Below are 26,502 nucleotides of genomic sequence, written 5' to 3' on the forward strand. Positions count from 1 at the left end.
CACCATGCTGGATGCAAGAAAGGTGAAGGCAGAAAAGCCCAGGAATATCAAGCGAAGAAACCAGAAGGCGATTGTCGCACTGCTTCAGAACAATACGGAGATGACAATTCCGGAGATCGCTGAGCGGCTGGAACTGAGCAGGACATCAGCCACTCAGATTGTAAATGAACTGTGCAAAGAAAAGGTATTAAAGAAGGTGGGCACCAGGGACGCGACGACTGCCGGGGGAAAGCCCCCCAGAGTTTTTTCCATGAATGCATCATTCCGTTACACTATTATTGTAACTATAGGGAACGATTTTATCAGCTGTAATATTTCCAATATGAAGTGCCGCGTCATTCAGAAAAGAGTGCGGGATATCGCTGATATCAGCAAGTGGAATGGCTGGAATCTGGCGATGGAGGTTACCGTGGCTGAAGTGAGGCTTCTGCTGAAAGAAAGCGGTATCCGCAAGGAACAGATTTGTATGATGGTAGTGGCGTGCGGGGGCGTTGTTGACAGAAAAAGAGGAGTATGTATGTTTCCTATTGGAACAAAGCGCAGGAACGATTTTCCCGTTTGCGAATTTCTTCGGACAGAACTTCAATTTTCATTTCCAATTATTATTGACAATGTGGGACGTTTTCTGGGGTACGCAGAGTTGTTAGAGGACCCATCCCTGAATCACAAGACAGTGGCTGCATTATTTATGCACTCCGCGGGCAGCGTGGGAGGCTGTGTGATTGAGAAGGGGGAACTTTTGTATGGCAGGCACGGTTATCAGGGTGAATTTGGCCACCTTCTGGTAGAGACACATCAGGGCAGAGCGTGTGTCTGCGGAAACGACGGGTGCCTGGAGAGTATGATGTCACCGGAATCCTTAAGAGCGATCTGGAAAAAGCATGCGGCGGCGTATCCGTCTGTCATCCTGGACCGGCGGAAAGCAGGGGATATCCGGGAAGTCTTCCGGGAGGCCAATGGCGGTAATCCGCTGGCCAGGGTCATGGTGGATGAGTTTGCCGTTTATGTGGCGAGAGCGATTTATAATATCGTTCTGATGTATGATCCGCAGCAGATTATTTTACAGGGGCTGCTGGCTTACGGGGGAGAATACTTTGAAAAGAAACTGAATGATCTGGTAAGGATTTTTCCTTCCTATGGCAACGCAGAGACAGGGATAGTCACATATTCGAAGATAAGCGATTCAGACGGAGGATTTATAACCGGGGCGGCACTGTACGCGCTGAATACCTGTCTGTTTGGTGACAAATACCTTTTCGATATAGAGCAGTAAAGAAACTTGGGGGATTATTAAAATTCACATATAAGAAAAAGGAGGAGGCAGTTATGAGGTACAAGCATTTTAAGAACGCCGATGTATCCGTCTCGGCACTGGCGGTGGGCACCTGGGCGATCGGCGGCCAGAATTATGGCCAGGTTGACCGGAGTGATTCGGTAAGAGCGATCCGGACCATGATTGACCAGGGCGTCAACCTCGTAGACACAGCGCCGTGCTATGGAAACGGTGCGTCTGAGAAGATTGTGGGGGAGGCACTTCGGGGGATTCCGAGAGATCAGATTCTTATTTCCACGAAATTCGGCCTGATCACAGACGTCTATTCCGGCGAATACATAAAACACGCCAGCTATAAGAGCGTCATGCGCGAGGTGGAAAGCTCTCTGATGAATCTGGAGACGGATTACATCGATTTTTACTACGTCCACTGGCCGGATGTGAACACACCCATTGATGAGACCATGGCGGCATTAAACACACTGAAAAAACAAGGTAAGATACGGTTCATCGGCGTATCCAATTTCAGTGAGGAACAGATTCTGGCAGCAGAGGAATACGCCAATATTGATGTTCAGCAGCCCCCGTATTCCATGGTAAACCAGAAGTTTACCGGTCTGATGAAGTGGGGATATGAAAGAGGAATCGATTCCATGACCTATGGCTCTCTCGGCTCCGGAATACTGGCGGGTGCGATCCGTACCATGCCTGATTTCAAACCGGGTGATATGAGACTGACATTTTATGATTTCTTCAGGGAACCGGTATTTTCAAAAATCATGGAATTTTTAAAGACCATGGACCGGATCGCCGAAGGTCACGGTGTCCCCGTGGCGCAGGTGGCGCTTAACTGGAGTACCCAGAAGGAATTCGTGGGAACGGCGCTCTGCGGTGTCAGAAATGAGCAGGAGGCAGCCCAGAACTGTAAGGCGTTCGAGTGGAAACTGGCCGAGGATGAGATCGCAGCTTTGGACCAGGAACTGGTAAGATTAAATATAGGTTTTTAAAACGGGAGGAAGCATATGAAAAAAACAGTTAAAAAGGCACTTGCATTATCCATGACAGCAGCATTATTTATGACAGCATGTTCCCAGAAGGCGGCGGAGACGCCTCCCGCCACGGCAGGAGGAGATACAGGGACGGCGGCCACAGAAGCGGCAGCCGCGGCCACAGAAGGCAAATCAAAGGCCGAGCGCTCAGTGGCAGGTATGACATGCTATATGTATTCCGATACCCATATTGCCAACGTACGTAATACTGTGTTAAAAGCAGCGGAAACAGGTACTGTTGCTGTCGAGACTTCCGATTCCCAGTTTGACGTGGGCCTTCAGATGAACGCCATGGACGCGTTTGTGACAAAAGGCTGTGAATATCTGGTGATCAACAATATCAATACCAATGCGAAGGATCAGGTTATCGATGTGGCGCGCAAGGCGGACCTTCCGATTATTTTCTGGAACACCGATTCTCCTTCGGACGAAGAGATGGATTCTTACGGCCCCTGCTATTTCGTCAGCTCTGCGGCCGAGCAGTCCGGTGTCGTGCAGGGAGAGGCTGCGGCAAAATACTGGAAAGAGCATCCGGAGGCAGACCGCAATGGAAACGGCAAGATGGATTACGTCATGCTGATGGGGCAGATCGGAAACTATGATACGGAGATGAGAACCAAGTATTCCATCGATACCGTCAAGGAAGCCGGCGTGGAAACCAACTGCCTGCTGGAGGTTGTCTGCGAATGGCAGAGAGCGAAGGCGCAGGATCAGATGGCATCCGTAATTTCCGCTAATGCGGATGATATCGACATTGTATTTGCCAACAACGATGACATGGCCCTCGGAGCAATTGAGGCGTTGAAGGCAGCCGGATACTTTACTGACGAAAGTAATTACATTCCGGTACTCGGCGTTGACGCGACCAAAGTAGGACTTCAGGCACTGGAGGACGGAACGATGCTGGCAACCTCATTAAACAATCCGGTAACCATGGGGAAATGTATCTATAAGATCCTGGAACTTCTGGAAGCAGGAGAAGAAATCACATCAGAAAATCTGGGGTACGATATTGACGAACACAAACGGGTATGGCTGGATTATGTGGCAATAACCAAGGATAATCTTGAAGACGCGGATCTTTCAAAATACGAATAGTCGCCAGTCCTTTTTTGGTGGACCGGTATGTATCATACCGGTCCACGCTCATTGTCACGGCTATTTCTGCGGACCGTATTCCGGGCGGATGTGCCTGCAGGCCCGTCTGGCGGCTGCCGCGAAGGGATGACCGTATAAACAGAAGCAGGAGAAGACAGTATGGAAGATAAGAGTATCATATTGGAAATGAAAAACATCAGCAAAAGCTTTCCGGGTGTAAAGGCATTGAACGGCGTTTCTTTTACGCTGAGGCCAGGAACGGTACATGCTCTGATGGGAGAAAACGGCGCGGGAAAATCAACTCTGATGAAATGTGCTTTTGGCCTGTATGATCCGGATGAGGGAGAGGTGTATTTTAAAGGAGAAAAAGTACACTTCGATAATCCCCGTCAGGGTTTGGAAGCAGGAATATCCATGATTCATCAGGAACTGAATCCGATCCGCAGAAGGAGCATAGCGGAAAATATCTGGGTAGGGCGGATGCCGGAGAAGAAGATAGCGGGACTCTCTTTTATAGACCATAAGAAGATGTATGAGGAGACGAAACGGCTTTTTGACCAGCTTCATATGAACGTAGACCCCAGAACACAGGCGATCGAACTTTCGTCATCTGTGCTGCAGCTTGGTGAGATTGCGCGTTCGATCTCTTATGGGGCAAAGGTCATTATCATGGATGAGCCCACATCATCTCTTACAGAGACGGAGACCGCTACGCTTTTTGAAGTAATCCGTAAGCTGACCTCGGAAGGAATTGCTATTGTATACATATCTCATAAAATTGATGAAATTCTCAAGATATCCGATGAAGTGACAATTATGCGTGACGGCTGCAAGATCGGGACGTGGCCGGCGGAGGAACTGACAGAGGAACTAATTGTAAACCGGATGGTGGGCCGTCAGATGGATAACTGGTTTCCGGAACTTGACAACAAGCCAGGAGACGTGGTTCTGGAGGTCAAGAATTTCACCTCCCCCAATCCAATGTCGTTTCAGGACTGCTCGTTTCAGCTGCGCCGCGGGGAGATCCTGGGGCTGGGCGGACTTGTGGGAGCACAGAGAACCGAGCTGATGGAAGCGCTGTTTGGAATCCGAAGCGTTCAGTCGGGCGAGGTCTATAAGGACGGAAAAAAGATTTCCATCAAGTCATCGGCGGACGCCATTGCCAATAAAATCGGACTTCTGACGGAAGAACGAAGGGCGACGGGAATCATACCGGGGGCAAGCGTGCTGGACAATACAGTAATTGCAAAGCTTGGAGAATACAGCAATGTCATGGGAATGCTGGATTTGAAAAAATGCCGCCAGGATACGGACGAGTATATTAAAACCATGAATATAAAAACACCGACCAGGGACACGAGAATTGCCGATTTATCGGGCGGAAACCAGCAGAAAGTGCTTCTGGCCAGGTGGCTGCTGACAAACCCGGATATTTTAATTCTCGATGAGCCGACTCGAGGAATAGACGTCGGTGCAAAATACGAAATTTATACCATCATGCTGAATCTGGCAAAGGAGGGAAAGTCCATCATTATGATTTCCTCAGAGATGCCGGAACTTATGGGAATGTCAAACCGGGTGATGATCATGTGCGAAGGGCATGTGACCGGTTTCCTGGAAGGAACGGACATTGATGATTCCAAGATTATGCAGTTTGCCAGCAAGGTGAGTTAAATCTGCCGGGGGCGGCGGTGGGTACGTCCGGGCCCGGATAAGGAGAAAGGATTGGTTAATATCATGCAGACGAAGCAGTTTGATATAAAGAAATGGGCGCAGAACAATGCGATCTATCTTGTCTTAATCGCAATTATTATATTGATAACAGTAAAGAATCCGGCATTTCTGTCCCTCCGTGTATTTCGAGATATTTTAATGCAGTCTTCAACGAGACTGATTATGGCAATGGGGTGTATGTTTGTTATTCTGTCCGGTGGTGCGGATCTGTCCGGAGGCCGTATGCTCGGAGCGGCGGCTGTCCTGGCAGGGTCACTTGCACAGATGTCCACTTACGCCAATAAGTTTTTCCCTAATCTGCAGGAACTTCCGATTATCGTTCCGATCATTGCCTGTCTTCTGATGGGGATGGCTATGGGGCTGTTAAACGGAATCGTAGTGGCGAAATTAAATGTTCCCGCTTTTATTGGCACGTTGGGCGTTCAGCTTATCATTTACGGTGGAATCTCTATTTACTATAACATGGAGCCCAACCGTTCCCAGCCATTAGGCGGTTTTTTAAAGACATACTCAAAGCTGGGTACCGGGTCATTTTTCGGAATACCATACATATTAATCATCGCGGTAGTTCTGATGATCGCCTGTCACATCGTACTGAATTATCACCGGTTTGGAAAGACGCTGTTTGCCGTTGGCGGCAATCAGGAGGCGGCCAGAGTTTCAGGAATCAACGTCCAGAGAATTATTATGATCGTCTATATTATTGCCGGGGCATTTTATGGACTTACAGGAGCGCTGGAGGCGGCCAGAACCGGCGGTGCTACGAACAATTATGGGCAGGGCTATGAACTGGATGCCATTGCTGCCTGTGTGGTTGGCGGCTGTTCCGTAGCCGGAGGTGTCGGCGCGGTTCCTGGTGTAGCGATTGGCGTTACGGTATTTACTGTAATTCAGTACGGAATGACCTTCGTAGGAATCAATCCATACTGGCAGAATGTTGTAAAAGGTGCAATCATCGTAATTGCAGTAGCTATTGACGTTCGTAAATATGCAAAGAAACGGTAAGCGTTTCTTCGCGGAAAGGATAACTTATGATTCGATATACACAGGACAGAACGATCGTACTCGGTCTGGTTCCGGTCCGCAGGGATATGTTCCCGCCGGAACCGGCAATTGCTTTAAAGGACCGGGTGGTAAAGCGGTTTGAAGAGATGGCGGAAAGTAATGGAGATATTCATCTGGTAACCATAGATGCGGTGGTCGACGGCGGCATGCTCTGGGATCTTCGCGATGTGGAAAAGGTCGTGGATTTATTCCGGGCGGAGAAAGTAGATGCGATCGTCTTCCCGCACTGTAATTTCGGACAGGAGGAGGTAGTCGCAAAGACTGCTGCGGAGATCGGAAAGCCGGTTCTCTTATGGGGGCCGAGAGATCCTTCTCCGGAGACGGATCAGTCCGGCAAGACCGGCCCGAGAGATTTCGACACACAGTGCGGAATGTTTGCAACCTCCAGAGCTCTCAAGCGTTACCATGTTCCATTTACCTACATAGAAAACTGCTGGCTGGACAGCCAGGTGCTGGACCGTGGTTTTGAAGAATTCCTGCGGGTGGCTTCCGTTGTAAAGGCATTCCGTGGCATGCGTATCGGTCAGATCGGAGCGCGGCCGCGGCAGTTCTTATCTGTCAAGATCAATGAATCGGAGCTGCTTTCCAAATTCGGCATTGAAATTGTCCCGATCTGGCCGGAGGAGGTAAAACGTACTGTCGAGAAATTAAAGAGAAATATGCCTCTGTCACCGGAAGGCTGTGAGCTTCCCATGGGACAGCCGCCTCTTCCGCCCGGAGAAGGAATGTTATCAGATCCCAGGATCGCCGATATCGTGAAAGAGATCAAGGAAGCTGTGGACTGGTCTTCGATCGGCCACGAGGCAGTGGAAAAGATGGCATATTTAGAAGCTGCCATTATGGATCTTGCCTCAGTGAACCGATGTCAGGCGGTAGCGGTGGACTGTTGGGGCTTCTCCCAGGATTCCTATGGAATCCCAAGCTGTTTTGTGCTGGCGGAGTTGTTTGACCGGGGATTGCCTGCGGCATGTGAGACAGATATTCATGCGGCAGTTGGCGCGGTTCTGCTGCAGGCAGCAGCCAGATATACCACTCCGGCGTTTATCGCTGATGTCACCATACGCCATCCGGAGGATGATAATGCGGAACTTCTATGGCACTGCGGGCCCTTTGCAAAGTCACTTGTGAGAAAGGGAACGGTTCCGGCTGTCAGAGAGTGTAAGGGAATGTATGAGATCGAAGGCGGACCGCTTACTGTGGTACGGTTCGACCAGGATGATGGAAACTACATGCTTCTGGCTGATGAAGGCGAAGGTACAGAAGGTCCAAAGACGACTGGAAATTACGTCTGGTTCAAAGTGAAGAACTGGGTGAAATGGGAGAAAAAGCTGATGTATGGACCGTATATCCATCATGTAAGCGGAATTCACGGCAGCTTTGCAAAAGTACTAAAGGAAGCCTGTAAGTATTTAGGCCCGGTCGCACATGACAGCGTCGAGCCCGTGGAAGAGATGTAGGAGGAAAATGGAATGCCATACGTAAAAGTAAAAGAACTGCTGGCAATGGGAAAAAAGAACAATGCATGTGTACTCGCGTTTGACGCCGCGGATATCAATATGATTAAATCCGTGATTAAGGGTGCGGAGACAGCCGGAAGACCGGTGATTGTCATGTTGTATCCCGGTATGAGAAATATCATGCCCTTTGGTGTGTTTGCGGAAGTGACCAGATATTACGCAGAACGTGCATCTGTCCCGGTAGGGCTGCATCTGGATCATTGCAGCGATTTTGACATGATTCTTGAGGCGATTCACGAGGGCTTCCCATCGGTGATGGCAGATGGCTCCGTACTTCCGTTTGAGGAGAATGCGGCGTTTACAAAAAAGGTGGTGGAAGTCGCCCGGAATTTCGATGTTGATGTGGAAGGTGAGCTGGGACATGTGGGAACGGCAGCCGATTCCGATGAATTCAGCCGGAAGGAGTTTTTTACCAGACCGGACGAGGTCAGGGAGTTTGTAGAGAAGACGGGAGTCACCTCTCTTGCCGTGTCTTTCGGCAGTGCGCATGGATTATATAAGAGCACACCGAAACTGGATATCAATCATTTAAAGACCTTGAGCGCCGCTACGGATATTCCGCTGGTTCTTCATGGCGGTACCGGTATTCCGGATGACCAGCTGGCGCAGGCCTTTTCCAATGGAATCAACAAGATCAACATCGGAACGGAATTCTTCAATTTAAATACGAGGTTGAATCAGGAATTCTATGCTCAGGACTTTTCAAAGGCGGATCCCTTTGGGTTCCCGGAGTATATCCAGCCAAGGCTGACCGAATATATTGCGGGCAGGCTGGAACTTTCGAAAATCGTATTGTAAAAGGAGTCTGTCATGGAGAAGGTTTATGATGTAATTGGGGTGGAAAATCCAATCATGGATTTTGCGGTGAGCATTGACCGGCTGCCAAAAACGGATTCCATGAGTGTCATGCACGATTATTTATGGCAGTCCGGAGGAAACGCCTCTTCCGCCATTGCAGCGCTGGCCCGTCTGGGGGCGAAGTGCAGTATGCTGGGAGTGGTGGGTACCGACGAATTCGGTACATTCTGCCGTGATGATATGGTCCGCCACGGTGTGGATGTCTCTCATTTGTATACACAGGAGGGAGGGACGACCTTTACCATCTGTCTGGCAGAGGAAGAGACAAAAGGCAGGAGTTTTCTGGGGAAAATGGGTGTAAACGGAACCCTGACCGACGTACAGGTGGATGAGTCTTACATCGCAGGGGCAAGGTATATACACACCAGCATGATTGAATGCTCTGCAAAGAAAAGAGCTGTCGAGTTAGCAAGAAAGAACGGGGTTCTTGTATCGGTAGACGGAGGGGCGTATACGGCCGAAGCGGACTTCCTGGTGACAAACTCTGATATATTGATTATATCGGAGGAATTCTACGGCGCGCTGTTTGACGATGGGAATTACGTGGAGAATTGCAGACGGATGGTTGAGAAAGGGCCGCAGATCGTCATAGTGACGCTGGGATCCAAAGGCTGCGCAGGGGCGGACCGGTCAGGGAATACATTCAGGCTCCCTCCGTTTTCAGGACACAAAATCGTCGATACGACAGGAGCCGGAGATGTATTTCACGGAGGCTTCCTATACGCACACAGTCAGGGCTGGGAGCTGGAATACTGCGCAAGATTTGCAAGCGCGGTATCCTACATTAACTGTACCAGTTTGGGCGGCAGGGTGGGAATTCCTGACCGTGCCATGGTGGAACAGTTTTTAAAAGACAACACGATCGACTACTCCGGTATTGAACCGAGAAAGGCATTCTACCGGAATGTGATGAAATTTAACAGGGAAAGAGATTTATGAAAACAGAAGAAGGAATCCGCAGCTCTCATGTGGGGATTAATGTCTGTGATCTGGATAGAAGCATCAGGTTTTATGAGTCTCTCCTTGGCTTTCAGCTGGTTAGCCGGATTGTTCTTGAGGATGGGCTCAGAATCGGATTTCTCGAGCTGCCGGAGGCTGCAGGCGGAAGGCATTATCTTTGAGACGGAGAAGCTGTTTAGGAAGGAATTCTGGGAACACGGTATGAAGTTTGCATTCTTCCGGGGACCGGATGGGGAACGCCTGGAGATTGCAGAATATTAGGAGGGGCTTCAACATGGACAGAAACTTGTATCAGAAACTATTGGTAAGCTTGAAAGCAGGGGAAAGGCGGATCTGTGCAGACGGGGCAGTGATTGCGGTCCGCAGCTGTTATGACCGGGAGGAAGGCTGTCTCGATCCGAGGACGGAGGCTGCTGCGACACTGACACGGGAAGATTTCGAGACGCGGGCTGGCGAGATTGACCCGGAGCTGTTAAGAAATCAGGACAAGCTGCTTGGAATGGATAATCCGGAGGGGCATACCCTGCTGGAACAGCTGCGATATCAGTTCGGCTGGAGGACTCTGGACCGGAGTTCCGGAGTCAGAACAAGATTTGTCTCTATGGATCAGGATGGATACAGAGGTGTGAGGTGGATCTATACACCGGAGGACGGTAAAGCAGAAAAGCCATGTCTGATATTTATTCACGGAGGAGGCTTCTTCGGAGGCGATACACTGACCGTGGAGAATCAGTGTAAGCGTTTTGCCGAACTGGCAGATGCCGTTGTTATCTCTGTAGACTATCCGCTGTCGCCGGAAGTAAAGTATCCGGTCGCATTTCACATGTGCTGTGAGACGGTCCGATGGGTATGGGAAAATGCAGGCATGCTCGGCGTAGACAGGACGAAGATCGGGATTTCCGGAGACAGCGCGGGCGGAACCATGGCTGTTGCGGTAACTCTTTGGGACAGACAGGAAGGGAATGGCTGTATTTCCTATTCAGGCCTTATTTACCCGTCTGTCGTGTGGGACCCGGATATGAGTAATCCACACTATGTGTGGAAGAGAGAAATGTTTGACAATCCTGGTGGAAACCGGATTATTGAGGAACAGATCGAGACGACCGGAGCGATGAAAAGAGAAGTATGCGGCTGGTATTTTGAGGATAATGAAGATATCCACACTCCATATATCAATCCGGTCGAGGGCGATTTTAAGGGATTCCCGAAGACGTTAATTATGACTGCGGAATATGATTACTTAAGACCGGAGTGCGAGCTGTTCACGAAGATTCTGCAGGATGTGGGAGTGAGCGTACGCCATATCCGCTATGGAGGAATTGTTCATGGCACCTTTGACCGTCTGGGCTACGCCCCTCAGGTTGAAGATATGCTGATGGAGATGGCGGCGGATTTCGCCTGCCTGTGAAGGAGGGAATGTAATGAAAGAGATTAAGGTACGGTGTCTGGGCGATGAGGCGTTTAGAAAATATGGTGTATATCAGAAACTGACAGCCGATGCGGAAATGAAGAACAGAGTGATTCCGTGCGGAGATTTTTATCCCGATTTACTGACACTGGATTTTGGAAAAACTACCCTGCCTACGGTTTCCTGCTGTCATGTCTATAAACAGGAGCGGATGGTCGTAGACTTTCTGGAATATCATAAATATACGTGCGAAGGCCTGGTTCCCCTTGACGATGATGTGATTATCTATGTGGGCGTACCGGAAATGGGAGAACTGAGGATTGAGAATCTGGAAGGATTTTATATTCCCAAACACACCTTTGTAAAACTGAATCCAATGATCGTCCATGGAGGACAGTATCCGGTGAATGAACCGGAAGCTCATTTAATCTGTATGCTTCCAGGAAGGACATTTCAAAACGATATGGTGTACTTAAGGATTGAGGAAGAGGATAAAAAGGGTGTACTGATTATGTAGGAGGGAAATGCTCATGTATAAACAGAAGGTTATACTGGGGGTAGCTCCGGTTAAGAGAAGCTTTCTAAGCATGGAAGAAGCTGTTCGCCAAAAGAAGCGTTTTATGGCGGTGATCAGAAGAACACTGTCCGAATCAGTGGATATCATTGATATTGATGATATCAGCGAGAACGGAATCTGCTGGAGGACGGAGGAGACACCCGCAATCGTGGAGAAATTTAAGACTGCCGGGATTGATGCGCTCTTCCTCCCGTTCTGTGATTTCGGAGAGGAACAGGTAGCGGCACAGATTGCTGCATCGTTTCATCTGCCAGTACTGATCTGGGGAGCCAGGGACGAGAGGCCGAATACGGACGTAAGCCGGGGACGGGATACCCAGTGCGGAATGTTCGCTGCGACTAAGGTGCTCAGGCGCCATGGTGTGAAGTACAGCTATATTTATAACTGTGAGACGGAGAGCGATGCATTTGCACAGGGATATGACCGGTTTATCCGAACGGCGGCTGTGCTGAAGGCGCTTCGGAACCTGCGTCTGGCAAAAATAGGCGACCGCCCGGTTCCGTTTATGAGCGTCATGACAAATGAAGCCGATTTGATCCGCCGCATGGGGGTTACTGTGATCCCCATCTCCCCTGCTGAGGTAAGCAGACGGGCAAAGAAGATCGTGGAAAAGAAAACAGAGGATTTTCTTTCCTACTACAACGATCTGACTGCGCGTATGAACACGGATGCGATGAGAGAGGAACTGGTGGAAATGGCAGCGGCCACGAAGCTGGCGCTTTCAGAGCTTATGCGGGAAAATGACTGTTCCGTGGGTGCGTTTGAATGCTGGTCCGCCTTTCCTTCCCTGATAGGTGTATGCCCGTGTGTGGCGCTGGGGGAGATGGCGGATGAAGGGTATCCTCTCGCATGTGAGGCGGATGTAAATGGAGCGATTACCCTTGCTATTCTGCGGGCATGCAGTCTGTATGAGAAGCCGCCGTTTCTGGCTGATCTGACAATCCGCAATCCGATTCATGACAATTCAGAACTGCTGTGGCACTGCGGCCCATTCCCCTATTCTTTAAAGGCGGAGGACAGCCCGGCCGCACTGGTGGACGGACAGGAGCGCTTTCGGATGAGGCCGGGTCATATGACTACATGCCGGTTCGACGACGCGGAGGGAAAGTACTATCTGTTTGCCGGGGAAGGCGATACGACGGAAGGGCCGGAGACCAACGGAACCTACGTCTATCTGGAAGTAGACGACTGGAAACGGTGGGAAGAGAAGCTGATGTTTGGTCCATACATTCACCATCTCGGCTGTGCATACGGCTCTTATAAGCCGGTATTAAGAGAGGTGGCCAGATATCTCGATATCATATTCGATGATGCGGATGTCCGGGAAACTTACAGCCTGTAAAGGAGATGGAAATATGAAATTCGAGAATGTGAAGAATGTGGAACGTCTGTTTCAGATAATACGGGATGAATGCAGCGGAACAGTGGAGCTCGTGTCCTCCGAGGGAGACCGCATCAATCTAAAGTCCAGGCTGTCCCAGTATATTTCAATGGTACGGCTTCTGGATACGGAATTCGTAAAGGAACTGGAGCTGGTGGCTTCCGATCCGGCGGCTGTGGATCGGCTGCTGCGGTTTATGCGCGATGGCGAGTGAGATGTTACGAGGAGGTAGCCGCACTCTGCGATATTACTGAGCGTGGATTGAAACAAAAACACAGAAAGGCCTAACTCTTTTTCAAAAAGGGTTGGGCCTTTCTGTGTTTTTGTTTGCACTGTGACTCGTGCGCAGCGTTCCGGTGTGCAAGCCCGGCTTGCCGGCTACTCTGTATTTACAGAATATTTATAGCAATCACTGGAATCGCCTTGGAATGTTTATACGGAGTGATGATAGAATAAGAATCTGTTACAGAACAGATTAAGGAGGTAAAGGGCATGATGGACATTTGCATGATAGGAACTATTTTAGTCAGTTGTATTCTCATGAAATTGTTCGTAAACTGGTGCGATTCCCAGGTGGATCCGAAGACAAAGAAATAAGACGTGTAAGCGAATAAAAGGGAATGCAGCACGAAAGATTTACGAAGAGACAATTCGGCAGACAAGGAGTGAGCGGTATGGTGATTTTAGGCGTTATCATTCCGGGATTGGCGGCATATCTAGTGTATGCCCTGGTTAATCCTGAGAGACTGTAGGGCAGAAGATATGAGGAGGAATAACTGAAATGTTTCAGATTATGATGACATTGCTTATCTATATGATCCTGGTAATCCCCATTGGAATTTATCTGTATCATGTGGCAGCGAAGCAAAAGACGTTTGCAGATCCGGTATTTGACAGGATTGATAATTTGATTTACAGGGTTTGCCGGATCAACCGTGAAAGTATGAACTGGAAGGTCTATGCACTGAACCTTATTATGACCAACGCGGTAATGATTTTAATCGGATATGTGGTACTTAGAGCGCAGGGGCTGCTGATGCTGAACCCCAACGGAATCGGAGCTATGGAACCAACGCTCTCCTATAATACGATCATATCCTTTATGACCAATACGAATCTCCAGCATTATTCCGGTGAGTCGGGACTATCCTATTTAAGCCAGGTGGCCGTTATTATATTCATGATGTTTACTTCGGCGGCAACTGGTTACTCAGCCTGCATGGCATTTTGCCGCGGTCTGTCGGGGCGGCCTATGGGGAATTTTTATGAGGATATGGTCAGAAATACTACCCGTATTCTGATCCCACTCTCCTTTATCGTCGGCCTGATCCTAATCTGGCAGGGGACGCCGCAGAACTTCCAGACGAATTTCACCGTACATACGCTGGAAGGAAAATGGCAGGATATTGCTACCGGTCCGATCGCGGCATTGGAATCCATTAAGCACGTCGGTACCAACGGCGGTGGATTTTTAGGGGCAAACTCTTCCACACCGCTGGAGAATCCGACGATTATTACCAATCTGGCAGAGCTGTATTCCATGATGATACTGCCCGGAGCCTGTGTGATTGCCTTTGGACATATGATTGCAGACAGGCGCAGGGGAACCGGTAAAAAAACTGTTTTCGGCAGTCAGGGCAGAACGGTATTTGCGGCAATGGCAATTATTTTCCTGATCGGAATCGTCGTTTGCTATACAGCAGAGAAGGCGGGAAACCCCATTCTGGCAGGCGTCGGATTGAATCAGAGTATGGGCTCCTATGAGGGAAAGGAAGTCCGGTTCGGTATCGCCCAGTCGGCTCTTTTTACCACAACGACAACCTCTTTTACCACGGGAACGGTTAACAACATGCATGATACGCTGACCCCCCTGGGTGGCATGGTGCCGCTTCTGCACATGATGCTGAACTGTGTATTTGGAGGTAAGGGCGTAGGGCTTATGAACATGATCATGTACGTGATTCTTGCGGTTTTCCTGTGCGGATTGATGATCGGCCGTACGCCGGAATATTTAGGAAAGAAGATCGAAGGAAAGGAAATGAAGCTGGTTGCCATCTGTCTGATCGTGCATCCGCTCCTGATTCTTGGCTTCTCCGCACTGGCTGTTGCAACGCCGGGAGGATTGGCAGGTATTACAAACCCTGGATTCCATGGGCTGACACAGGTCTTGTACGAGTACGGCTCCTCCGCCGCCAATAATGGCTCCGGATTTGAAGGGCTCGCTGACAATACCGCATTCTGGAACATTACGGCAGGACTGGCCATGTATTTCGGACGTTTTCCGGCAATTATCATTCAGTTGGCAATCGCAGGCAGCATCCTTGCAAAACGCAGGGTAAATGAGACAATCGGCACACTCAGAACGGATAATGTGATATTTACACTGATACTCGTATTTATCGTATATATTTTCGCGGCGTTGACGTTCTTCCCGGCACTTGCCCTTGGACCGGTCGCAGAACATCTGACGAACTGGTTCCCGTTATAGAGTTGAGTTTAGGAGGCAATTTCAAATGTCAAAAAAGAGACAACAGTCAACAAAGTTTATAACGCGTGACATATTAAAGAGTTCCGTATTTGGAGCGTTTCAGAAGCTTGATCCCAGATATATGCTTAAAAATCCGGTAATGTTTGTGGTGGAAGTCGGATTTCTTATTACTCTGGTTCTCTGCTTCGTCCCCAACCTGTTTGGAGATGTGCAGGCACTTGCTGGTAAGCTTCCGGCAGCGTCCTTAAGAACCTATAATGTGATTGTGACGCTGATCCTTTTTATTACGGTCTTATTTGCTAACTTTGCCGAGTCGGTGGCTGAGGGACGTGGAAAGGCCCAGGCGGAGACGCTGAAGAAGACGAAGAAGGATACGGTCGCCCACTTACTCTGGGACGACGGTTCTGAAACGGAGGTTTCCGCTTCTGAGTTAAAGAAGGGGGATGTGGTCATTGTAAGAATCAATGAGCTGATACCCAATGACGGAGAGGTAATCGAAGGAATTGCCTCCGTTGATGAGTCCGCCATTACCGGTGAATCCGCTCCGGTAACGCGTGAAGCCGGCGGCGATTTCTCGTCAGTAACCGGGGGCACCACGGTGGTGTCCGACTGGCTGAAGATCAAGATAGCAGCGGAGCCGGGCGGTTCCTTCCTCGATAAGATGATTGCTCTGGTCGAAGGGGCATCCAGGCAGAAGACGCCCAATGAGATAGCTCTTAACACCTTGCTGGTCGGCCTGACCATCATATTTCTGATTGTTATAGTCTGCCTCTATCCATTTGCGGTTTACTCCGGCGTTCAGATTCCGGTGGCAACCCTTGTGGCGCTCATGGTCTGCCTGATCCCCACTACTATTGGCGGTCTGCTCTCCGCAATCGGCATCGCCGGGATGGACCGGGTGACGAGGTTTAATGTCATCGCCATGTCGGGAAAAGCGGTGGAAGCCTGCGGTGACGTGGACACCATGATTCTCGATAAAACGGGTACCATCACCTTTGGAAACCGTCTGGCTGCGGATTTTTATCCCGTGGAAGGCATAGACAAAATGGATTTAATCGACCTTTCCGTTCTCGCTTCCTTAGAAGATGCCACACCGGAGGGAAAATCCATCACGGATCTGGGTCATAAAATGGGCAGCCGCGTTGAAAAATCGATGGTGAAAAAAATGAATTTTATTGAATTTACAGCTCAGTCAAAAATGTCCGGGGTGGACTTATCTGACGGCACCAGGATCCGTAAAGGTGCGGGAGAAGCCGTAAAAGAGCTGGTTTTGGCCGAAGGCGGTAGAATCCCGAGGGACCTGGATAAAATTGTGGAAGAGATCTCGAAACTGGGCGGAACACCGCTTACCGTCTGCGCCGATCATAAGGTTTACGGCGTCGTCTATTTAAAGGATACGGTCAAACCTGGTCTGGCGGAACGTTTTGCCAGGTTAAGGGAGATCGGAATCAAGACGGTCATGTGTACGGGAGATAATCCCCTGACTGCGGCCACCATTGCGAAAGAAGCCGGCGTGGACGGATTCATCGCAGAGTGCAGGCCGGAAGACAAGATAACCGAGATTAAGAAAGAACAGGCAGAAGGAAAGATCGTAGCCATGACGGGAGACGGCACCAACGATGCACCGGCCCTGGCGCAGGCGGACGTGGGGCTGGCAATGAACTCGGGCACACAGGCCGCCAAAGAGGCCGCCAACATGGTAGACTTAGATTCGGATCCGACGAAGATTCTGGAGGTGGTCGAGATTGGAAAACAGCTTCTGATCACAAGAGGTTCCTTAACGACCTTCTCTGTTGCAAATGACGTGGCAAAGTATTTTGCAATCATACCCGCCATGTTCCAGCTGGTGATTCCGCAGATGAACATGCTGAACATTATGAAGCTGACGACCCCGTACAGCGCAATCTTGTCGGCGCTGATCTTTAACGCAGTCATCATCCCGAGCCTGATTCCGATTGCCATGCGCGGCGTGAAGTACAAACCGATGCGTTCGGAAAAAATGCTGCTGAAAAATATGGGAATCTACGGTGTCGGCGGAGTGATCGTGCCGTTTATCGGCATCAAACTGATCGATATGATTGTGGCCCCGCTGCTGGCCGTGCTGGGCCTGTAGACCAACGGGCAGAGAAGCGTATGAAAGGAGATTTGGATGAAATCATTTATGAATTATTTTAAAAATGCATTGATATGCACCATTGTCCTGGGTGTCCTGTGCAGCGTCGTGTATCCGGCGGCGCTGACACTGGCCGGGCAGGCATTTTTCCCGAAACAGGCAAACGGCAGCCTGATTGCGGTTCAGGCGGGTGGACAGGAGCAAATTGTAGGTTCGAAGTTTGTAGGACAGCAGTTCGAGGATTCCCGTTTTTTCCATGGGAGAGTGTCCTCTGTAAACTATAACTGCTACACGGATGAGGAGAAAGAGGACGGCAGTTACGGCGGTGTATCTTCCGGATCGTTTAATTACGCAAACTCCAATCCGGATTTAAAGGCACGTGTGGAAGAAGATATGGCGGCCTGGATGGAGGCGCACCCGGATGTGAAGCAGGAAGACATTCCTTCAGACCTCCTGACCGCTTCCGGTTCCGGACTGGACCCTCATATAACGGTTCAGGGCGCGCGGGTACAGGTTGGGGCAGTGTCGAAGGCCTCCGGCCTGACGGAAGAGGCGCTTAATGATATCATTGACCGAAACACGACGGGAAAGCTTTTGGGCATATTCGGAGAAGAGACGGTCAACGTGCTGGGATGCAACCTGGACATTGCGGAGGCATTGGGCATGATCATCAGTACTGCACCGGAATTTACGCAGCGCAGTGCTGGAGAGCAGGGATAGGGTTATGCAGGAAAATGACACGCGTCCTGATCCGGAAGTGCTGCTGGCCAGGCTTAAGCAGGAAGAGCAGGAAGAAGGCGGCCGCGGAAAACTCAGAATTTATCTGGGCTACGCGGCCGGTGTCGGAAAGACATATACCATGCTGCAGGCCGCCCATGAGGCTGCGGACAGCGGAGAAGACGTGGCAGCAGGTTACATAGAGCCTCATGTCCGCCGGGATACTCAAAAGATGGCCGAGAAACTTGAGACGATTCCGCCGCTGATGGTATCATACAGAGGAACAAAGCTGAGAGAATTTGATTTGGATGCCGCTTTAAAACGCCATCCCCGGATCTGCCTGGTGGATGAGCTGGCTCACACCAACGCTCCCGGCCTGAGACATATGAAGCGCTACCAGGATATCGAGGAACTGCTGGACGCGGGAATCCATGTGTGGACGACCGTAAATATTCAGCATCTCGAAAGCTTAAACGACATTGTAGGAAGTATTACCGGAATTACCGTGCGGGAAAAGTTCCCGGACAGCGTGTTTGACCACGCCGATCAGGTTAAGGTAGTGGATATAGAGCCGGAGGAGCTGTTAACCAGGCTCTCAGAAGGAAAGATTTACAAAAAAGAGCAGGCGGAGCGGGCCGTAAACCATTTCTTTACAAGGGAAAAGCTGGCGGCCTTAAGAGAGATCACGCTCCGGCGTACGGCTGACCGGGTGAATCATCTGGCGGTAGAAGAGAAGAAAAATCGTCAAAAGACGGGAGACTATTATACAGGAGAGCACATACTCACCTGTATTTCTCCTTCCCCGACCTGCGCGAAGGTGATCCGGTCAGCGTCAAGGCTGGCCTACGCATTTCACGCGGAATTTACGGCTCTCTACGTCGAAACGCCGCAGATGTCAGGGGCGTCTCTGAAAAATAAGAAGGCACTGGAGGACAACATACAGCTGGCGAAGGCTTTGGGTGCGAAGATTGCCACGGTATACGGGGAAGATGTCGCATACCAGATAGCCGCCTACGCCAGGGTGTCTAATGTGTCAAAAATCGTCCTGGGAAGAACGAATCACCGGATCATCCTGGGACAGACCAAGGGGACTCCGGCGGAACGGGTGGCGCAGTACGTCCCCAATCTGGAAATTTACATTATACCTGATGCGACAGCGGCTGGAAAACGGCGTGCGCTGACGATGAGTGACTTCGGGCAGAAAATGACCGCGTATAAACCTATTTACATTAATACGCTTAAGATTACGGCGTTTACCAGCCTGGCCACCTTTCTTGTGTTCCGGATATTCGGGATATGGATGGCGCGGGAACATGTGATCATGCTCCTGATTATGGCATTTATTATTGCAACGCTGCTCACAACTGTCAAGCGCCAGTCCCAGGAACTGATAAAAAAGTCCCATCGTCTGGAGATTCTTCTGGAAAATTCTTCCCGCCTCAGAAGGTGCGTCACGATCAGGGATGTAGAGAATGAGGTGGCGGAGCGAATCGTTCAGCTGATGGATTTATCGGTCATCTTTTATTTACGGGGAGAAGGGGATCATACGCTTCCCTTCAATGGACCTGATTTTTATCCGAAAAAGGGGGTGGCGGCATCGGAACTGGAGTTTTTTAAGGAGCAGCAGGAGACGGCCACGGCCGGATGGGTGATGAGCAATGGAAAACGGGCCGGATGCAGTACGAGCGCCCTGCCCAGCGCGAAAGCAATCTATCTTCCCGTGAGACTGGATGAGACCGTCTACGCAGTGGTGGGAATCTATCTGGAAGAGGGAAGGGGAATTGCTGAATTTGAGTATGGAATCATCAGTGCGATGCTGAATGAGGCGGCGCTGGCATTCTCGAAACGGTACGGTGATTTCTGGGGATATAATCCCGGTATGCAGGTGGAGCGGAAGAACGGGCAGGCGTCAGCCCCTCTCCGCAGGATGTGAAAAACTCCCGTTTAAAAGCGGGAGTTTTCCTCTTATCTATATCAAGGCCTTCATGGAAGTCGGAAGTAAATCACGTTCTCTGTTTATTTGGAGGAACAAAAAAACAGCGCTTCATGATCTTACTCTCTCTTACCGCTCCTGCAGCAGCAGGATAACAGCATACATGGAAAGCTAAAGCAGCAGTCACCCTGCGGAAAGCAGAGCCCGCGCCGGCAAGGAGGATCAAACCGGTAATGCTGTTGTGGCGGCTGTTGCGGAATCACTCACGATAAATCTTCTATATGATTGGGAAGAAGAGCCGCAGGGATTTGTCCTGCTGATATATAGTATGACAGGCTGTACCGTTTGGTTACGATCGTTCCAAAGAAGCCTGTCCTTTCGTCTGCCGCGTGCCATGAGCCCCCTCATTTTCCCCCTGTTTTGGAGTGCGTACGCCGATTACCAGGAAAAATACTGACAAATGCCTGCATGATGTGCTATAATAGAAGTAAATCAAAATTGATGCCTTCGGATGCAATCACTTCTGAAGCATCTTTTTTTTATTCTCAGACGCGGTTTTGTCTCTGAATGATCGATTTGGCGGTATCTGTTGGTTGGTTTCAAAGGAGGTAAAAATGTATCAGGTAAATGACCATGTTGTCTATGGAAACTATGGGATCTGTGTGGTGAAGGCGATTGGAAAGCTGGAGATGGATTCGGCTGCGAAAGACCGGCTTTACTATACACTGGAACCGTTGTATTCGGAGAAAAATACAATCTATACCCCGGTGGATAAAAAGGACGCTACCATGCGCTGCGCGATTACGGAACAGGAGGCATGGAATCTGATTGACGGAATTCAGGGACAGGAGATGATACAGGTCGCCGATGAGAAGAGAGCGGAACACGAGTACAGAGAAATTATGAAGACAAATGAGTGCACGGGATGGAGCCGGATTATCAAGACCATCTATTTGAAAAACCGGAAACGTCTGGAAGGCGGAAAACGGTACACGGCGAAGGACGACGTCTATTTACGTCTGGCCGAAGACTTTTTGTACCGGGAACTGGCTGCGGCTCTTAACGTAAATAGGGAAGATGTGGAATCGATCATATCGGACAGGGTAAAGCAGCTGAACTGATGTGATAAGACTGCCCCGCAGAAAAACATTTTTCTGTCAACTTTTTTGATGGCAAAAAAGCAAAATGCATGGTAAAATAAGAATAATTGTGTGCAGTTAAATCCCCCGCAGCGAACTACGGGGGATTTGCCCCGTGAACGGCAGTGCCCGATAAAGAGGGGGGAGGCTGCCATCAGACGGAACGACAGGCTCGTTACCCGTGGGAGTCAAAAACCCTGCTGCAAACAACGGGAATCAACAAAAGTCGAAACAGAGGGACAAGAACAATGAGGTTTATCGGAAGCAAGACATTGCTGCTGGATCATATCAGAGCGGTTGCAGAGGAGAAGGCGCCGGACGCCCGGAGCTTCTGCGATATTTTTTCGGGAACAGCGGCTGTGGCGAGACATTTTAAGCAGTGGTATGAGGTGTATTCCAACGATCTGCTGTATTTTTCATACGTACTGCAGCGCGCTACCATAGAGAATGACAGTGTGCCGGAGTTTGGACGGCTGAAGGAAGAGCTGGGAATTAAGGACCCGGTGGAATTCTTTAACGGAAAAGAGACCCGGGACATGGAGGACCTGGTGCAGGAGAGACGTTTCTTTCAGAATACGTACGCCCCTACAGGCGGTCGTATGTATTTAAACGATGACAACGCCCTGCGCATTGACTATGCCAGATGTACCGTGGAGGACTGGAAGACCGCGGGACTGCTGGATGAGAATGAATACTACTATCTTGTAGCCTGTATCGTGGAGGGGATCCCGTTTGTATCCAATACTTCCGGTACGTATGGTGCGTATCACAAGAGCTGGGAACGGCGCAGCTATAAGAAATATGAGTTGTTCCGGCTGGATGTGACGACGAATCACAGGGAGAACCGCTGTTACAACGAGGACGGTGCCGAGCTGTTAAAACGGCTGCAGGGCGACATCCTCTATGTTGACCCGCCCTACAATGAGCGCCAGTATCTTCCGAATTACCATGTTCTGGAGACGGCGGCCAGGTACGACTACCCGGAGGTGACCGGCGTCACGGGACAGAGGCCCTATGAGAATCAGAAGTCGGAATTCTGCATGAAGAAGAATGTGACCGACGCCTTCGAACGGCTCATCAGCAACGCCCGTTTTCAGCACATCATCTTAAGCTACAGTACGGATGGTCTGATGACGACGGAGGACATCGAGAGAATCATGAAGACGTATGGAAAACCGGAGACATTTCACATTTATGAGATTCCATACAGGAGATATAAGAGCAGAAAGGTGAAAGAGACCGAACGCCTAAAGGAACTGCTCGTTTACGTAGAAAAGCAGGTGGAACCATGTATATAAAAAGCCCGCTGAACTATACCGGGGGCAAATATAAGATCTTAAAGCCGGTTCTGGGCGCGTTTCCGCGGCAGATCGGCAGCTTTGTGGATCTGTTTGCCGGGGGCTTTAATGTGGGGATCAACGCATCAGCGGACCGCATCTTCTGCAACGATCAGATCACGTATTTGATCGGGATGTTTGGCATGTTCCGGGAGACGGAGACGGAGGTGCTTCTTACGCGCATCCGGGGGCTGATTGCCGCGTACCAGCTGACCCAGCAGAATAAGGAAGGCTACCTTGAACTGAGACGCCACTATAATGAGAGCAAAGATTTGACGGAGTTATTCGTTCTGACCTGCTATGCGTTTAACCATCAGATCCGTTTTAATAACAGCCACGAATTTAACTCGCCCTTTGGAACTAACAGGAGCTCCTTCAACGGGAATATCGAGAAGAATTTAACCGCCTTCTGCCGGGCCCTTAAGGAGAAGGATATCGTATTTTCCACCACGGATTTCCGGGAGATGGATTTGGGATTCCTGGGAGAAAATGACCTGATTTACTGTGATCCGCCATATCTCATATCCACCGGCTCCTACAACGATGGGAACCGCGGATTCCGGGACTGGCACGAGGAGGAGGAGGCGGCGCTCTTAGGGCTGCTGGACCGGATGAACGGTCAGGGAACGAGATTTGCGCTCTCCAATGTCCTGTATCACAAGGGACTCTCCAACGATCTTCTCATCGAATGGAGCAAAAATTACCATATCACCTACATCGATAAGAGCTACGCCAACTGCAACTATCATTTTAAGGACAGGGACGCGGTGACGGTGGAGGTTCTGATTACCAATTACGTGCCGGAGGGCGCGGAGGAATAGAAAGCGTCATGCTATGTGACGCTTTTTTCTATTGACTTTTTGTAGGCCGTCTTCTATAATTACATTAACGATAACATTAACGTTAATGTAAAAGGAGAAGAAATGAGAGAAGGAGTGGTTTTCGATGTGGAGGAATTTACCGTTTTCGATGGTCCGGGCCTTCGGCAGACCGTATTTTTAAAGGGCTGTCCCTTGAGATGCAGCTGGTGCCACAATCCGGAGGGGTTAAGCGGGGGTCCCCAGCTGATGGTCAGTACCGCCTCCTGCACTGGCTGCGGGAAGTGCAGGGAGGTGTGCCGGCATGAGACTTGCATCAGCTGCGGAGAATGTATTCCTGTATGTCCGCTGCATTTAAGACGGATTGCAGGCGAAAGGATGACCTCGGGGGAATTAATCCGGCGGATCCGAAAGAGCAGTGATTACTACGCCCGGTATGGCGGCGGAGTGACATTTTCGGGGGGCGAACCGCTTATGCAGGCGGACTTTTTGACGGAAGTCTTATGTGGTATTCCAGATGTTCACCGGGCTATAGAGACCTCTGGTTACTGTGAGGAGGATGTCTTTCGGCGTGTGACCACCCATCTGGATTATGTGATGCTGGACATCAAGCTGTTTGACGCCGCCCTTCACAAAATGTATACAGGAGTAAACAATGAAAGGATCTTAAGAAATGCCCGGATACTCTGTGAGGGGGAGATTCCGTTTGTTATCCGCATCCCGCTGATTCCGGGCGTGAATGACAACGAGGAGAATTTTAGGAGTACTGCAAAGTGGATCGCAGGGGCCAGGGCACTGATCAAGGTAGAACTTCTGCCCTACCATAAGACGGCGGGGGCCAAGTACGCCATGGTTGAGAAGGAGTACAGGCCGGCCTTTGACCCGGAACAGGCCGTGTGGGTGTCACAGAAAATATTTGAAGAATATGGAATAAGGAGCGAGGTATTATGACAGAGAGAATTGAGAGGATGCGTCAGTTTTTTGTGGTGGATAAGGGGCAGAAGGCCATGTGGCAGAAAGAGGAGAACCCTTACGTGCTGGCGGAGCAGTTTGCAGCGGAACAGACTCCGGATGTGGACCGGGCGGCCAGGCGGCTGATCTATGTGCTGGATAAGGAAGTGCCGGTCTTATTCGAGGATGAGCGGATTGCATTTACCAGGACAGTGACAACGATTCCGGAGATTTTTACGGAGATGGAGATGGAGGAACTTCGGAAGGAACACTGGATCCACGAAAAGGGAGACGTGTGTAATATCAGCGTCGATTATACGAAGCTGCTGAATCAGGGCTTTGATGCGAAAAAGGCGGAGCTGGAAGCGCTCAGACAGCAGTTTTCTCAGGTGGGGGAGGCAGCAAAGGCACATTATATAAAGCTCCAGATCGATATTCTGGATCACGTGCTTGCCCTTGCCGCCAGATATCAGGAATTGGCTGAAAAGAAAGGGAATGATGTGGTAGCCAGGACATTAAAGGCCGTACCGGCGCACGCGCCGCAGAGTTTTCTGGAGGCGCTTTCTATGTTTCGGATCATCCATTTTACGATGTGGTGCGGGCGGAACTACCACAATACGGTGGGACGGTTCGACCAGTATATCTATCCGTACTTAAAGGCCGATCTGGATAAAGGACTGTATACGGAAGAGAGTGCGCTGGAGCTGCTGGAAGAATTCTTCTTAACCTTTAACCGGGACAGCGACTTATACCCGGGCATGCAGCAGGGAGATAACGGCCAGAGCCTGGTGCTCGGGGGCCTGAATGAAGATGGTTCGGACAGCTATAACCTTCTGTCGGAGCTGTGCTTAAAAGCCAGCCTTGAGCTGAAGGTGATCGATCCCAAGATCAATCTCCGCGTGCATGAGAAGACACCGCTGAGTACCTACATACTGGGAACACAGCTGACAAAGCAGGGCCTTGGCTTCCCCCAGTATTCCAATGACGACGTGGTGATTCCGGGTCTAATGGAACTGGGATACGAGAAAGAAGATGCCTGCCGCTACGTGGTAGCCGCCTGCTGGGAATTCATCATTCCGGGCGCTGCCATGGATATACCCAATATTGAGGCGCTTTCCTTCACAAAGGCCGTCTCCGATGCGGCTATGGAAAAACTGGAGCAGTGCCGGTCCTACGATGAATTCGAGAAAATGGTCCGGGATAAAATCAATGAACAGGCCGATGAATTATGTAAACGGGTGAGCGGAGTCTACCTTTATCCCGCGCCGTTTTTATCTCTGATGATGGATGGCTGCTGTGAAAATGGAACCGATGTGTCCCTGGGCTGCAAATACAACAATTACGGTTTTCACGGAACGGGTATCGCCACGGCGGCGGATTCCTTGGCGGCTGTAAAGAAGTTTGTCTTTGAGGAAAAGAGCATGGAGGCCTCTGCGCTGGTGAAAGCCCTTGAGAATGACTTTGAGGGCGAGGAACTTCTCTGCAACCGTCTGCGCTATGAGTCCCCCAAGATGGGCAACAACGACGATTACGTGGATGAGATAGCGGCCCGGCTGCTGAATGATTTTGCCGATTCCCTAAAGGGACGGGTCAATGACAGAGGCGGCATTTACCGGGCGGGAACGGGTTCCGCCATGTACTACATCCGCCATGCCGAGAACCTGCCGGCGACGCCTGACGGAAGGCGAAAGGGGGAGGGCTTTGGCGCCAATTACTCTCCCAGCCTGTTTTCCAGATGCAGGGGTCCTGTTTCCATTATCCAGTCCTTCACCAAACCGGATTTAAAACGGGTGATTAACGGCGGCCCGCTGACGCTGGAGCTTCATGACACCGTGTTCCGGACAGAGGAGAGCTGTGCCAAGGTTGCGGTGCTGGTAAAGTCCTTCATGGATCTGGGCGGTCACCAGCTTCAGCTGAATTCCGTGAACCGGGATACCATGCTGGAAGCACAGAAACACCCTGAAAATTATAAGAATCTGATCGTGCGTGTGTGGGGATGGAGCGGTTATTTTGTGGAACTGGATAAGGAGTATCAGGATCATATTATTCAGAGGATGGAGCTGATGCTGGCTGTATAGGGGAAAGA

At 50.2% G+C, this 26,502-nt stretch carries 23 protein-coding genes; all 23 read left to right on the forward strand.

Annotated features, from left to right (window positions below; genetic code table 11):
- Positions 1–4: 4 nt before the first annotated feature.
- The 23 genes from DFR60_RS03970 to DFR60_RS04085 all read left to right on the forward strand — a co-directional run bounded on the left by DFR60_RS03970 (position 5) and on the right by DFR60_RS04085 (position 26,494).
- Positions 5–1,273 (forward strand): ROK family transcriptional regulator, encoded by a 1,269-nt coding sequence (locus DFR60_RS03970; RefSeq protein ID WP_110321745.1) that lies wholly within the window; start codon positions 5–7, stop codon positions 1,271–1,273.
- A 53-nt stretch (positions 1,274–1,326) separates the two neighbouring features.
- Positions 1,327–2,280 carry an aldo/keto reductase gene (locus DFR60_RS03975; RefSeq protein ID WP_110321746.1) on the forward strand — a complete coding sequence of 318 codons (954 nt, stop codon included), beginning with the start codon at positions 1,327–1,329 and terminating at the stop codon, positions 2,278–2,280.
- Between the two features lie 15 nt (positions 2,281–2,295).
- The gene (locus DFR60_RS03980; protein WP_110321747.1) at positions 2,296–3,420 is read left to right on the forward strand and encodes a galactose ABC transporter substrate-binding protein; all 1,125 of its coding nucleotides are present in this window, start codon (positions 2,296–2,298) and stop codon (positions 3,418–3,420) included.
- Between the two features lie 159 nt (positions 3,421–3,579).
- Positions 3,580–5,094 carry a sugar ABC transporter ATP-binding protein gene (locus DFR60_RS03985; protein ID WP_110321748.1) on the forward strand — a complete coding sequence of 505 codons (1,515 nt, stop codon included), beginning with the start codon at positions 3,580–3,582 and terminating at the stop codon, positions 5,092–5,094.
- Positions 5,095–5,145: 51 nt separating this feature from the next.
- The gene (mglC, locus tag DFR60_RS03990) at positions 5,146–6,159 is read left to right on the forward strand and encodes a galactose/methyl galactoside ABC transporter permease MglC (protein WP_002604934.1); all 1,014 of its coding nucleotides are present in this window, start codon (positions 5,146–5,148) and stop codon (positions 6,157–6,159) included.
- 26 nt (positions 6,160–6,185) lie between these two features.
- A complete protein-coding gene (locus DFR60_RS03995; protein WP_110321749.1) occupies positions 6,186–7,676 on the forward strand; it encodes an L-fucose/L-arabinose isomerase family protein in 1,491 nt (496 codons plus the stop codon).
- A gap of 12 nt (positions 7,677–7,688) precedes the next feature.
- On the forward strand, positions 7,689–8,534 hold the full coding sequence (locus DFR60_RS04000) for a class II fructose-bisphosphate aldolase (RefSeq protein WP_110321750.1): 846 nt from the start codon (positions 7,689–7,691) through the stop codon (positions 8,532–8,534).
- A 12-nt stretch (positions 8,535–8,546) separates the two neighbouring features.
- The gene (locus DFR60_RS04005) at positions 8,547–9,533 is read left to right on the forward strand and encodes a carbohydrate kinase family protein (protein WP_110321751.1); all 987 of its coding nucleotides are present in this window, start codon (positions 8,547–8,549) and stop codon (positions 9,531–9,533) included.
- On the forward strand, positions 9,530–9,715 hold the full coding sequence (locus DFR60_RS04010) for a VOC family protein (protein WP_110321752.1): 186 nt from the start codon (positions 9,530–9,532) through the stop codon (positions 9,713–9,715). Before DFR60_RS04005 ends, DFR60_RS04010 begins: the two co-directional genes overlap by 4 nt.
- 113 nt (positions 9,716–9,828) lie before the next feature.
- Positions 9,829–10,962, forward strand: coding sequence for an alpha/beta hydrolase (locus tag DFR60_RS04015; RefSeq protein ID WP_110321753.1), 1,134 nt, complete (start codon positions 9,829–9,831; stop codon positions 10,960–10,962).
- Positions 10,963–10,975: 13 nt separating this feature from the next.
- Positions 10,976–11,479 carry a hypothetical protein gene (locus DFR60_RS04020; RefSeq protein ID WP_110321754.1) on the forward strand — a complete coding sequence of 168 codons (504 nt, stop codon included), beginning with the start codon at positions 10,976–10,978 and terminating at the stop codon, positions 11,477–11,479.
- Positions 11,480–11,492: 13 nt separating this feature from the next.
- Positions 11,493–12,881, forward strand: coding sequence for an L-fucose/L-arabinose isomerase family protein (locus DFR60_RS04025; protein ID WP_110321755.1), 1,389 nt, complete (start codon positions 11,493–11,495; stop codon positions 12,879–12,881).
- Between the two features lie 13 nt (positions 12,882–12,894).
- A complete protein-coding gene (locus tag DFR60_RS04030; protein WP_110321756.1) occupies positions 12,895–13,134 on the forward strand; it encodes a polya polymerase in 240 nt (79 codons plus the stop codon).
- Positions 13,135–13,594: 460 nt separating this feature from the next.
- A complete protein-coding gene (gene kdpF / locus DFR60_RS31370; RefSeq protein WP_432764101.1) occupies positions 13,595–13,672 on the forward strand; it encodes a K(+)-transporting ATPase subunit F in 78 nt (25 codons plus the stop codon).
- 29 nt (positions 13,673–13,701) lie between these two features.
- On the forward strand, positions 13,702–15,408 hold the full coding sequence (gene kdpA / locus DFR60_RS04040; protein ID WP_110321758.1) for a potassium-transporting ATPase subunit KdpA: 1,707 nt from the start codon (positions 13,702–13,704) through the stop codon (positions 15,406–15,408).
- Positions 15,409–15,433: 25 nt separating this feature from the next.
- The gene (gene kdpB / locus DFR60_RS04045) at positions 15,434–17,521 is read left to right on the forward strand and encodes a potassium-transporting ATPase subunit KdpB (protein ID WP_110321759.1); all 2,088 of its coding nucleotides are present in this window, start codon (positions 15,434–15,436) and stop codon (positions 17,519–17,521) included.
- A gap of 36 nt (positions 17,522–17,557) precedes the next feature.
- The gene (kdpC, locus tag DFR60_RS04050) at positions 17,558–18,241 is read left to right on the forward strand and encodes a potassium-transporting ATPase subunit KdpC (RefSeq protein ID WP_110321760.1); all 684 of its coding nucleotides are present in this window, start codon (positions 17,558–17,560) and stop codon (positions 18,239–18,241) included.
- Positions 18,242–18,245: 4 nt separating this feature from the next.
- A complete protein-coding gene (locus DFR60_RS04055; protein WP_110321761.1) occupies positions 18,246–20,171 on the forward strand; it encodes a sensor protein KdpD in 1,926 nt (641 codons plus the stop codon).
- Between the two features lie 614 nt (positions 20,172–20,785).
- Complete coding sequence (locus DFR60_RS04065) at positions 20,786–21,292, forward strand: CarD family transcriptional regulator (RefSeq protein ID WP_110321763.1); 507 nt, start codon at positions 20,786–20,788, stop codon at positions 21,290–21,292.
- Positions 21,293–21,558: 266 nt separating this feature from the next.
- Positions 21,559–22,608 carry a DNA adenine methylase gene (locus tag DFR60_RS04070; protein ID WP_110321764.1) on the forward strand — a complete coding sequence of 350 codons (1,050 nt, stop codon included), beginning with the start codon at positions 21,559–21,561 and terminating at the stop codon, positions 22,606–22,608.
- Positions 22,599–23,468, forward strand: a complete 870-nt coding sequence (locus DFR60_RS04075; RefSeq protein WP_110321765.1) for a Dam family site-specific DNA-(adenine-N6)-methyltransferase — start codon at positions 22,599–22,601, stop codon at positions 23,466–23,468. The genes DFR60_RS04070 and DFR60_RS04075 overlap by 10 nt, the downstream gene beginning before the upstream one ends.
- Positions 23,469–23,570: 102 nt before the next feature.
- Entirely contained in the window at positions 23,571–24,416 is an 846-nt protein-coding gene (locus tag DFR60_RS04080; protein ID WP_110321766.1) for a glycyl-radical enzyme activating protein, read from the forward strand.
- Positions 24,413–26,494 (forward strand): pyruvate formate lyase family protein, encoded by a 2,082-nt coding sequence (locus tag DFR60_RS04085; RefSeq protein WP_110321767.1) that lies wholly within the window; start codon positions 24,413–24,415, stop codon positions 26,492–26,494. The genes DFR60_RS04080 and DFR60_RS04085 overlap by 4 nt, the downstream gene beginning before the upstream one ends.
- The last annotated feature ends 8 nt before the right edge of the window (positions 26,495–26,502 follow it).

Origin of the sequence: Hungatella effluvii (genome assembly GCF_003201875.1) — a bacterium.
In the GTDB taxonomy this organism is placed as follows: Bacteria; Bacillota; Clostridia; order Lachnospirales; family Lachnospiraceae; genus Hungatella; species Hungatella effluvii.